7 protein-coding genes and 2 rRNA genes (1 of these 9 cut by a window edge) are annotated in these 10,975 nt (G+C 54.0%); 1 reads left to right on the top strand and 8 read right to left on the bottom strand.

Annotation, left to right across the window (positions count from 1 at the left end; genetic code table 11):
* Together P159_RS0106795 and P159_RS18520 are read right to left on the bottom strand one after the other, a co-directional pair.
* Nucleotides 1-2,240: ribosomal RNA gene (locus P159_RS0106795) — 23S ribosomal RNA — on the bottom strand (it extends 680 nt beyond the left edge of the window).
* Nucleotides 2,241-2,533: 293 nt separating this feature from the next.
* Nucleotides 2,534-4,189, bottom strand: a 16S ribosomal RNA gene (locus P159_RS18520).
* Together the 16S and 23S rRNA genes form the textbook arrangement of a ribosomal RNA operon.
* Before the next feature lie 461 nt (nucleotides 4,190-4,650).
* On the opposite strand from P159_RS18520, the gene P159_RS0106780 reads away from it, so the two are divergent.
* The gene (locus P159_RS0106780) at nucleotides 4,651-5,046 is read left to right on the top strand and encodes an Rrf2 family transcriptional regulator (protein ID WP_029542666.1); all 396 of its coding nucleotides are present in this window, start codon (nucleotides 4,651-4,653) and stop codon (nucleotides 5,044-5,046) included.
* 46 nt (nucleotides 5,047-5,092) lie between these two features.
* Here the strand turns inward: P159_RS0106780 and sufU are convergent, their stop codons facing one another.
* From sufU to cysK, 6 genes are all read right to left on the bottom strand, one after another.
* Nucleotides 5,093-5,524, bottom strand: coding sequence for a Fe-S cluster assembly sulfur transfer protein SufU (gene sufU / locus P159_RS0106775; protein ID WP_029542665.1), 432 nt, complete (start codon nucleotides 5,522-5,524; stop codon nucleotides 5,093-5,095).
* Nucleotides 5,517-6,740, bottom strand: a complete 1,224-nt coding sequence (locus P159_RS0106770; RefSeq protein WP_029542663.1) for a cysteine desulfurase — start codon at nucleotides 6,738-6,740, stop codon at nucleotides 5,517-5,519. The genes sufU and P159_RS0106770 overlap by 8 nt, the downstream gene beginning before the upstream one ends.
* A complete protein-coding gene (locus P159_RS0106765; RefSeq protein WP_029542661.1) occupies nucleotides 6,733-7,572 on the bottom strand; it encodes a SufD family Fe-S cluster assembly protein in 840 nt (279 codons plus the stop codon). Before P159_RS0106765 ends, P159_RS0106770 begins: the two co-directional genes overlap by 8 nt.
* Nucleotides 7,573-7,576: 4 nt before the next feature.
* Nucleotides 7,577-8,983 carry a Fe-S cluster assembly protein SufB gene (gene sufB, locus P159_RS0106760; RefSeq protein WP_029542659.1) on the bottom strand — a complete coding sequence of 469 codons (1,407 nt, stop codon included), beginning with the start codon at nucleotides 8,981-8,983 and terminating at the stop codon, nucleotides 7,577-7,579.
* 4 nt (nucleotides 8,984-8,987) lie between these two features.
* Nucleotides 8,988-9,740 carry a Fe-S cluster assembly ATPase SufC gene (sufC, locus tag P159_RS0106755; protein ID WP_029542657.1) on the bottom strand — a complete coding sequence of 251 codons (753 nt, stop codon included), beginning with the start codon at nucleotides 9,738-9,740 and terminating at the stop codon, nucleotides 8,988-8,990.
* A gap of 296 nt (nucleotides 9,741-10,036) precedes the next feature.
* Entirely contained in the window at nucleotides 10,037-10,969 is a 933-nt protein-coding gene (gene cysK, locus P159_RS0106745) for a cysteine synthase A (RefSeq protein ID WP_029542654.1), read from the bottom strand.
* Nucleotides 10,970-10,975 lie beyond the last annotated feature (6 nt).

Raw genomic sequence — 10,975 nt, 5'->3', positions numbered from 1 at the left:
GGTTTTGTTAATCCCGGAGTTAGATTCCTAACACGCAAAGGCTGGTATCCCAACAATGACTCCGGTAAGTCTGGCGGCCTACCTTCTCCGTCTCCCAGCTATCCTGTACGTTACATGCCAAAAATCAATGTCAGGCTGCAGTAAAGCTCCATGGGGTCTTTCTGTCCAGTCGCGGGTAACCTGCATCTTCACAGGTATTTCAATTTCACCGGGTCCCTCGTTGAGACAGTGCCCAAATCGTTACACCTTTCGTGCGGGTCGGAACTTACCCGACAAGGAATTTCGCTACCTTAGGACCGTTATAGTTACGGCCGCCGTTTACTGGGGCTTCAATTCAGAGCTTCAGCTTGCGCCTGACCCTTCCTCTTAACCTTCCAGCACCGGGCAGGTGTCAGCACCTATACGTCAGATTTCTCTTTAGCAGGCACCTGTGTTTGTGGTAAACAGTCGCTTGGGCTTCTCTTCTGTCGCCGGCTCCAGCTCCACCAGCAAGTGGCTTCACCAGCTCCGGCCATCCTTCTCCCGAAGTTACGGATGCATTTTGCCGAGTTCCTTAACGAGGGTTCTCCCGCGCACCTTAGGATTCTCTCCCCGCCTACCTGTGTCGGTTTTGGTACGGGCGCATTTCACCTCGTTAGAAGCTTTTCTCGGCAGTGTAGTACGCTTGAATTTGTTCATCCCGTAGGAATCCCTATCTATCAGTTCTCGGCCTTGCAGTGAGGGGATTTGCCTCCTCACCAGCCTACCGCCTTCGACCGGCATTTCCAATCGCCGGCTCAAGCTCCTTGCTGCGTCACTCCATCCTCAAACGGTTCCATGCGGTACAGGAATTTTTGCCTGTTGTCCATCGCCTATGCTTGCTGCCTCGGCTTAGGTCCCGACTTACCCTGGGACGACGAGCGTTGCCCAGGATCCCTTAGGCTTTCGGTGGGTCAGATTCTCACTGACCGTTTCGCTACTCATACCAGCATTCTCACTTCCAAGCGCTCCAGCTGTCCTTGCGGTCAACCTTCAACGCCCTTGGAACGCTCCCCTACCCAGACTTGCGTCTGCCGCGACTTCGGTTCTGTACTTGAGCCCCGGATATTTTCGGCGCAGGGCCTCTCGACCAGTGAGCTATTACGCACTCTTTGAATGGTGGCTGCTTCTGAGCCAACATCCTGGTTGTTTATGAAGTCCTACATCCTTTTCCACTTAGTACAGCATTGGGGACCTTAGTCGGCGGTCTGGGCTGTTTCCCTCTTGAGTACGGGTCTTATCACTCGCACTCTGACTCCCAGGTTCTTCTCATACAGCCATTCGCAGTTTGACTGGAGTTGGTATCCATTACAGACCCGCGTCCGATCAGTGCTCTACCGTCTGTATGTGTCGCCTGAGGCTAGCCCTAAAGCTATTTCGGGGAGAACCAGCTATCTCCACGTTCGATTGGCATTTCACCCCTATGCACAGCTCATCCCAAAGTTTTTCAACACTCACGGGTTCGGTCCTCCACTCATTTTTACCTGAGCTTCAACCTGGCCATGCATAGATCACTGTGGTTTCGGGTCTAATCCATGTGACTTGCGCCCTGTTAAGACTCGCTTTCGCTTCGGCTCCGCGTCTTCCGCTTAACCTTGCCACATAGATTAACTCGCCGGTTCATTCTTCAATAGGCACGCCGTCGCACATATAAAGTGCTTCGACTGCTTGTAGACATACGGTTTCAGGTTCTATTTCACTCCCCTCCCGGGGTCCTTTTCACCTTTCCCTCACGGTACTATGCGCTATCGGTCGTTCCGTAGTATTTTGCCTTGGATGGTGGTCCACCCTGCTTCCCACAAGGTTTCACGTGTCTCGTGGTACTCTGGATACCGGCCCGTTGGAATCTCTTTCACTTACGGGGGTTTCACCTTCTGTGCCGCTCCTTCCCAGAAGCTTCAGCTAGAAATTCTTCCCTTGATGCCGGTCCACAACCCCGGGTGACCGAAGTCTCCCGGTTTGGGCTCTTCCCTTTTCGCTCGCCGCTACTGGGGGAATCTCTTTTGATTACTTTTCCTCTGGCTACTTAGATGTTTCAGTTCACCAGGTGTGTCCCCTACGCCTAGCGTAGGTAATACGACATGACTCGTATCGGGTTGCCCCATTCGGAGATCCAGGAGTCAAAGCCTACTTGCGGCTCGTCCTGGCTTATCGCAGCTTATCGCGTCCTTCATCGACTCGGAACGCCTAGGCATCCACCATATGCCCTTGGTAGCTTAACTTAATGTTCACAAGCTTTCGCTTGCGTAAGTGATTCGCACACATTTGCGTGTCGCTTACGCTCCTTCAAATGTGGCTCTCTACTTAAAAAGCAACTAAGTTCATCTGTTTCAGATGTCTATGCTTTTGAATCCTAAAATGTTCGTTCAAACCTTTAACATTTACTGTTTCCGGATTTGAAATTGATACATTTCATTCTTCTGTGTAGTTTTCAAAGATCAATTTGAAGGTGTTGTACCTTCAAAACTAGACAATGCAAAAGCCAAATGCCACGACCTAGGAATGTAATCCTTAGAAAGGAGGTGATCCAGCCGCACCTTCCGATACGGCTACCTTGTTACGACTTCACCCCAGTCATCGCCCCCACCTTAGACGGCTGTTTCCTTGCGGTTAACCCACCGGCTTCGGGTGTGAATGACTTCCGTGGTGTGACGGGCGGTGTGTACAAGGCCCGGGAACGTATTCACCGCTGTATGCTGACCAGCGATTACTAGCGATTCCGACTTCATGCAGGCGGGTTGCAGCCTGCAATCCGAACTGGGAGACGGTTTATGGGGTTCGCTTGCCCTCGCGGGTTCGCTGCTCTCTGTCCGTCCCATTGTAGTACGTGTGTAGCCCAGGACATAAGGGGCATGATGACTTGACGTCATCCCCGCCTTCCTCCGCGTTGTCCGCGGCAGTCTCATTTGAGTTCCCACCATAACGTGCTGGCAACAAATGATAGGGGTTGCGCTCGTTGCGGGACTTAACCCAACATCTCACGACACGAGCTGACGACAGCCATGCACCACCTGTTTTCGTGTCTCCGAAGAGAGGGGACTATCTCTAGCCCTTTCACTCAATGTCAAGCCCTGGTAAGGTTCTTCGCGTTGCGTCGAATTAAACCACATACTCCACCGCTTGTGCGGGCCCCCGTCAATTCCTTTGAGTTTCAGTCTTGCGACCGTACTCCCCAGGCGGAGTGCTTATTGCGTTAACTCCGGCACAGGAGGGGTCGATACCTCCTACACCTAGCACTCATCGTTTACGGCGTGGACTACCAGGGTATCTAATCCTGTTCGCTCCCCACGCTTTCGAGCCTCAGCGTCAGTTACAGTCCAGAAAGCCGCCTTCGCCACTGGTGTTCCTCCTAATATCTACGCATTTCACCGCTACACTAGGAATTCCGCTTTCCTCTCCTGCACTCAAGAAAACCAGTTTCCATCCCATCACGGGGTTGAGCCCCGAACTTTTAAGATGGACTTGATTTCCCGCCTGCGCTCCCTTTACGCCCAATGATTCCGGACAACGCTCGCCACCTACGTATTACCGCGGCTGCTGGCACGTAGTTAGCCGTGGCTTTCTTGAAAGGTACCGTCATTAGGTTCCGTTGTTGATAGAACCCACGTTCGTCCCCTTCGACAGAGCTTTACGATCCGAAGACCTTCTTCACTCACGCGGCGTTGCTCCGTCAGGCTTTCGCCCATTGCGGAAGATTCCCCACTGCTGCCTCCCGTAGGAGTCTGGGCCGTGTCTCAGTCCCAATGTGGCCGTTCATCCTCTCAGACCGGCTACTGATCGTCGCCTTGGTGGGCCGTTACCCCGCCAACTAGCTAATCAGACGCAGGCCCATCTCTAAGTGATAGCTTACAAGTAGAGGCCATCTTTAATGAGTCTCCCATGCGGAAAACTCACAACATTCGGTATTAGCAGTCCTTTCGGACTGTTGTCCCCATCTTAGAGGCAGGTTGCCTACGCGTTACTCACCCGTTTGCCACTAGCTTCCGGCTTCACCGTTCAACCCTAAGTTGTGTTAGCACTTTTATATAGTGTGGTGAATGCTTCGCATTCACGACGCTCGAAGTGCATCTACCTCTTAAAGCTCAACGGTGAATCCGTAAGCCCGTTCGACTTGCATGTGTTAAGCACGCCGCCAGCGTTCGTCCTGAGCCAGGATCAAACTCTCCAATAAAGTATTGAAGAACTTAATCAAGCTCTCATTTGTTAAAGAAATTGCCGATTGCTATGTTGTTCATACCAATCGATGTTTTATTTCAAACCAAAAGGTTTGACTAACATCTGGCTTGAATCATGTTGCATGATTCATTTTGCATTGTTTAGTTTTCAAGGAACAACTTGATTTCTCAAGAGCCGCTCGCTTGAAGCGACTTATTTATTTTATCTTGTCTCTTTCGGAGTGTCAAGCACTTTTTTGAATTTCTTTTTCAATATTTTTGCTGGCCAATCAAGGCTCTCTTTTATATTGTAGGAAACTCTTTCGTGCTTGCCGCTCCCGTTAGCGACTTGTATTATGATACACGTCTCGAAGGTGTTTGTCAACAACTTTTTTAAAAAAGTTACGGGATTATTTTTAAGCATTGCCAGCCTATTCACCCTAAGGTATAATAGGTAAAAACTGAAGGAGCTGATTACATGATTTCCACTCGTGGGCGCTATGCCCTGCGTGTCATGCTTGACCTGGCGGAGAACGACGAAGGAAAGTTCATCCCCTTGAAGGACATCGCCGCCCGGCAGGAGATTTCCAAGAAATACTTGGAAATCATCGTGAAGGATTTGGTGACAGGAGGCTTCCTGGTGGGAGCCAGCGGCAAAGGTGGCGGCTACAAGCTCTGCCGCAAGCCTGAGGAATACTCCGTGGGCGAGATTATCGAACTGATGGAAGGTTCCCTCTCTCCTGTGGCCTGCCTCAGCCGCAAGGACTTCGACTGTGCCCGCCAGGGCGGCTGCAAGACCCTCCCCCTCTGGACAGAGTACAATCAACTGGTGCATGACTTTTTCTATAATAAGAAGCTAACGGACCTGCTGTGAATCAAAAGAAGCTGCTTTCCACTCATCAAGGAAAGCAGCTTCTTTGTCATTTATGCTCCAGTGCTTCTCTCATCGTCCGCCACGCCAGCAGGGCGCACTTCACTCTGGCAGGCATATTGGCGATGTTCTTGAGGGCGATGGCCTCGTCCAAGTCTTCCAGTTCTTCCTCATCGGTGATTTCACGCTTGATCATGCCGATGAATTTCTCTGTCAGTCCCTTGGCCTCCTCCACGCTCTTGCCCCGCATGAGGTCAATCATGATATCTGTGGAGGCCTGGGAGATGGCACAGCCGGCCCCGGTGAAGGCGGCATCTTTTACTTTGCCCTCCTCCACCTGCAGTTCCAGGGTTATCTCGTCGCCGCAGGAAGGGTTGTGTCCCTTCTGGCAGCAGGTAGCACAGGTCAGGGGGTGCTTGTTTTCCTGACAGCGGCTGTGCTCGGTGATGACTTCCGTGTAGATGGCTTCCAAATCATTCAAGGTGCATGACCCTCCTTACTTTGGTCAAGGCTTCCAGCCAGCGGTCAACATCCTCCCGGGTGTTGTAGAGGTAGAAGCTGGCCCGGCAGGTGGCATTCTGGCGCAGATACTTCATGAGGGGCTGGGCGCAGTGATGGCCCGCCCGCACAGCTACTCCCTGGCTGTCCAGGATACTGGCCACATCGTGAGGGTGGACGTCCTTCACGTTGAAGGTGATGATGCCCGTCTTGTTCGCCCGCTTGCTATCGCAGCCGTAAAGCTCGATGAAGGGCATTTCCCTGAGCTTCGGCAGGGCGTAGTCCACCAAATCTTTTTCAATGGCCTCGATGCGGTCAAAGCCAATCTTCTCCAGATAGTCGATGGCGGCAGAAAGGCCTGCGGCACCGCCCACGTTCTGGGTGCCCGCCTCAAACTTGGAGGGCAGTTCGGCATAGGTGGTGCTTTGCTCTTCCACATACTCAATCATATCCCCGCCAAAAAGGAAGGGACTCATCTTATCCAAAATCTCATACTTGCCATAGAGCACGCCAATGCCCATGGGAGAGAGCATCTTGTGGCCGGAGAAGGCGAAGAAATCCGCATCCAGGTCCTGCACATCCACTTTCATGTGGGCCACGCTCTGGGAGCCGTCCACCACTACTGCCGCCCCCGCGCTGTGGGCCTTCTGCACGATGGATTTCACATCATTCTTGAGGCCCAGGACATTGGAAACCTGGGTCACGGCCACTATCTTGGTACGCTCTGTGATCTTGGCAGCAATATCTTCCTGAGAGAGATTGCCGTCCTCCTCCAGGTAGATGTACTTGAGGGTTGCTCCCTTCGCCTTCGCCACATGCTGCCAGGGCACCAGATTGCTGTGATGCTCGGAGATGGTGATGACTATTTCATCTCCCTGTCCCACGTTGGCAAGGCCGTAGGAGTAAGCCACAAGGTTCAAGGCTTCCGTGGCATTCTTGGTGAATATGATTTCCTCCGGGCGTTTGGCATTGATGAACTTCGCCGTCTTGGCCCGGGCATTCTCATAGATATCCGTAGCCTTCACCGACAGGGCATAGGCTCCCCGGTGGGGGTTGGCATTGCAGCCGCCGTAATAGCCGCAGATGGCCTGTATCACGGACTCAGGCTTCTGGGTGGTGGCACCGTTGTCCAGGTAGGCAATGCTGTTTGTCTTGTTGTTCAAAAGGGGAAAATCCCTCAGAAAATCCTGCTCACTCATGGGTAAGCCTCCCTTCCAGTTCCCTCGTCAAATCTTCCCGCAGGTCTGTGGAGAAGCGGTCCAGCACCGGCTGGAGGATAGCGGTGACCATCAGCCGCCTGGCCTCCTGAGGACTGAGGCCCCGGCTCATCAGATAAAAGAGCTTCTCCTCATCCATCTGCCCTACGCTCACAGCATGGTGGCCGTCCACTTCGTCCTCGTGGGAAAGCATGAGAGGCACGCTGCGGTTCCGCACATCGTCGGACAGCAGCAGCACTTCCTCATTCTCCCGTCCCACGGAGCCTTTGGTGCCCTGCAGGAAATCCAGGGTGCCCCGGAAGATTTTCTCCGCCCCCGAAAGCAAAGCTCCCCGCACCTGCATATTGGCCTCGGTGCGGCGGCCCTGCTGGCGAATAATGTAGTTCATGTCCAGCTTGTTGGCTGAATCTCCCAAATAAAGAGCCCAGACATCAGCCTTGGCTTCTTTCCCTGAAAGTTCAACTTCCAATTCCGTTACAGCCTCTTTGCCCCCCAGGAAAGCCCCGGTATAGTTGAACCTTGCACCGTCCTTCACCGTGACCTTCACCTTGGTTGCCGAAGACTTGCCAGCATCCAGGAGCACTGCCTGCTCCAGGGTCAGGTCTGCCCAGGGTTCCAGTATGATATGCAATTCCTTGCTGCCAGCCGTTTCCTTGCGTGAGACTGTCCGCTTCTCCCCCGCCAGCAGCGTGATTTTCTTTATCTTGGTTTCCTTGCTACTGACCCCCGCCGGGACTTTCGCCTCGTTGACCCCCAGCCAGCGCCAGGTGGGCATGGGGATAGCGGAAAAGATTTCTTGTGATATTGCTTCCATTTCGTCACCCCATTGTCCCTTCTAATTCCAGATTAACAAGATTATTCATTTCCACCGCATACTCCAGCGGCAGTTCTTTGGCAATAGGCTCCACGAACCCTCTGACAATCATGGCCCTGGCCTCGTTTTCATCAATGCCCCTGCTCATCAGGTAGAAGATGGCCTCGTCGCTGATGCGGCCAATCTTGGCCTCGTGGCCGATATTGGCTTCCTTGCCCTCAATGTCCATGACAGGCAGGGTATCGCTTCTCGATTCATCGTCCAGCATCAGGGACTCGCAGTTCACTGAGCACTTGGCGTAGGGAGCATTTTTCGTCACCTTCACGGCGCTTCTATAGGTGGCAGCGCCGCCGGCCTTGGAAATGGTGCGGGTGTTGATATTGGCGGAGGTATGGGGTGCGGCGTGTATGACGCTGGCCCCTGTGTCCAGATTCTGGCCTTTGGAAGCAAAGGTCACTCCCGTGAACTCGCAGCGCGCGTTCTCCCCGTGGAGCACGCTGCAGGGATAGAGGCAGGAGATATGGGAGCCGAAGGAACCACTGACCCACTCGATCAGGCCGTCCTTCTCCACCAGGGCCCGCTTGGTGTTCAGGTTCATCATATTGCGGCTCCAGTTCTCAATGGTGGAGTAGCGGAGACGGGCCCCTTCCTTCACAAAGAGCTCCACGCAGCCTGCATGGAGATTGGTCACGTTATGCCTCGGCGCGGAACAGCCCTCGATGAAATGGAGCCCTGCCCCTTTTTCTACAATAATGAGGGTATGCTCGAACTGCCCTGCTCCCGCCGCATTCAGCCGGAAGTAGGACTGCAGGGGAATCTCCACCTGCACCCCCTCGGGCACGTAGACGAAGGAACCGCCGGACCACACCGCCCCGTGGAGGGCAGCGAACTTGTGGTCTTTGGGAGGCACCAGGGTCATGAAGTATTCTTTGACAATATCCTCATGCTCACGCAGGGCCGTCTCCATATCAGTGTAGATGACCCCCTGCTTCACCAGGTCTTCCTGAATGGAGTGGTAAACCACTTCGGAGTCATACTGGGCACCTACACCCCCCAGGGACTTCTGCTCTGCCTCGGGGATGCCCAGGCGGTCAAAGGTGTCCTTGATATCCTCAGGCACCTGCTGCCAATCCCCGGTCATCTTGGCATCCGGCTGGACGTAGGTGACAATCTCATCCATATCCAGCTCGGAAATATCCGGCCCCCAGGCCGGCAGGGAAAGGCTGTTGTAAACTGCCAAAGATTTCAAGCGGAACTGGAGCATCCAATCAGGGTCGTTCTTCCTCTTGGAAATATCCCGGATAATCTCCTCCGTAAGGCCGGACTTGGACTTATAGAGGCTATGGTCAACATCCTTGATATCGTAGAGGGCACGCTCGATGTCCTCCACATAAGTCTTTTTCTTTCCCATCAGCTCACCCCTCCGCATCCAGCAGATGGGTGAAGCCGTGGTCATTCACAGAGGCAATCAGCTCAGGGCCGCCTTCCTCTATGACCTTGCCTTCCATCAGCACATGCACCTTGTCCACCTTCAGCTTCTCCAGAATGCGGGTGTTGTGGGTGATGATCAGCACGGAGCTGTCGGGATTCTCCTGCTGGAAACGCGCCACCCCGGCGGAAACCACCTGCACCGCATCCACATCAAGTCCTGAATCAGTCTCGTCAAGGAGAGCCAGCTTCGGTGAGAGCATCAGGAGCTGCAGTATCTCCGCCCGCTTCTTCTCGCCGCCGGAAAAGCCCACATTGAGATAGCGCTGGGCATACTCGGGGGACATCTGCAATTCTTCCATGGCAGCCTTCAAGGCCTTGCGGAAGGGCAGGAGTTTCACCTTCTCCCCCGTGATGGCCTGCTTCGCCGTGCGGATCATGTTTTCAAGGGTGATGCCCGGTATCTCCTCCGGAGACTGGAAGGACAGGAACAGCCCCGCCCTTGCCCGCTCGTAGGCAGCCTTCTCCAGCAGGTCCTCGCCTTCGAATTCAATCGCGCCCTCAGTCACCTGATACTTGGGATGCCCCAGCAGCACGTTCATCAAAGTGGACTTGCCGGAGCCATTGGGCCCCAACAGCACGTGTACCTCGCCCCTGCCCAGGCTAAGGTCAATGCCCTTCAAGATTTCCTTGTCTTCCACCCCCGCCCGGAGGTTCTTTATCGTCAAAAGCTCTGCCATAATGCTCTCCTTTTTTCTCTGCTTATAAGGCCATTGTTCCAGCTTTGTCGATAGACAAAGCTTCCTCTTGGCCTTTTCCCTCAGGGACTAGCTTCGCGTCGCACGAGGCGGGAGATATTAACTCGCCGCCTGTTAGTAAGTTACCGCCCCCACTTATAGAAGTGGGGGACATCTTGTACTCGTTATAAACCCAATAAACTAGTAGGTAATAGTTGTTTACAATTTTATAGGGTACAGAGGGAAATGTCAAGAAAAAAAGCCTCCCCAAAAGGGAAGGCTCATAGGTAAGGCTGCAATCACTCGCTGAACAGTTCCGTGGACAGATACCTGTCGCCGGTGTCTGGCAGCAGGACTACGATGTTCTTGCCTGCGAACTCCGGACGCTTGGCCAGCTGCACGGCAGCAGCCAGAGCGGCGCCGGAGCTGATGCCTACCAGCACGCCCTCGCTGTGGGCGAACTGGCGGCCGTATCTGAAGGCGTCCTCATTGGCGATGGGCAGCACTTCGTCATAAACTTTCTGGTCCAGGGTCTCCGGCACAAAGCCTGCACCGATACCCTGAATCTTGTGGGGGCCTGCCGTGCCCTTGCTGAGCACAGGAGAGGTCTCCGGCTCCACAGCTGCCACATGGACATCAGCCTTCTGCTTCTTGAGGTAACGGCCTACACCAGTGAGGGTGCCGCCGGTGCCTACACCTGCCACGAAAGCATCAACCTTGCCATCTGCATCCTGCCAGATCTCCGGGCCAGTGGTGGCTTCATGGATGGCAGGGTTGGCCTGATTGGTGAACTGGGAGGGAATAAAGGCATTAGGAGTCTCCTTTGCCAGTTCCTCAGCCTTGGCAATGGCCCCCTTCATGCCCTTGGCGCCGTCGGTCAGGACTATCTGGGCGCCATAGGCTTTCAGAAGGTTCCTGCGCTCTACGCTCATGGTCTCCGGCATGGTGAGGATGGCCTTGTAGCCCCGGGCGGCAGCAAAGCTGGCCAGGCCGATGCCCGTGTTGCCGCTGGTGGGCTCGATGATGACCGTGTCCTTGTTGATCTTGCCCTCTTTCTCTGCCTGCTCTATCATGGCCTTGGCAATGCGGTCTTTCACGCTGCCGGCAGGGTTGAGATACTCAAGTTTCACCAGGATATTGGCCTTGAGGTCATTTGCTTTGATGAAGTTATTGGCTTTCAAAAGCGGGGTGCCGCCAATCAGCTCTGCCACGCTTTCATAGATTTTTGCCATTATATG

This window comes from Selenomonas sp. AB3002, from assembly GCF_000702545.1.
Classification (GTDB): Bacteria; Bacillota; Negativicutes; order Selenomonadales; family Selenomonadaceae; genus Selenomonas_B; species Selenomonas_B ruminantium_A.
This window is presented reverse-complemented; position numbering and strand designations above follow the sequence as displayed.

Excerpts from the sequence above, each read along its gene's own strand:
- P159_RS0106780 (WP_029542666.1), top strand. The coding sequence starts at position 4,651 with ATGATTTCCACTCGTGGGCGCTATGCCCTGCGTGTCATGCTTGACCTG.
- P159_RS0106770 (WP_029542663.1), bottom strand. The coding sequence starts at position 6,740 with ATGAGTGAGCAGGATTTTCTGAGGGATTTTCCCCTTTTGAACAACAAG.
- P159_RS0106765 (WP_029542661.1), bottom strand. The coding sequence starts at position 7,572 with ATGGAAGCAATATCACAAGAAATCTTTTCCGCTATCCCCATGCCCACC.
- sufB (WP_029542659.1), bottom strand. The coding sequence starts at position 8,983 with ATGGGAAAGAAAAAGACTTATGTGGAGGACATCGAGCGTGCCCTCTAC.
- sufC (WP_029542657.1), bottom strand. The coding sequence starts at position 9,740 with ATGGCAGAGCTTTTGACGATAAAGAACCTCCGGGCGGGGGTGGAAGAC.
- cysK (WP_029542654.1), bottom strand. The coding sequence starts at position 10,969 with ATGGCAAAAATCTATGAAAGCGTGGCAGAGCTGATTGGCGGCACCCCG.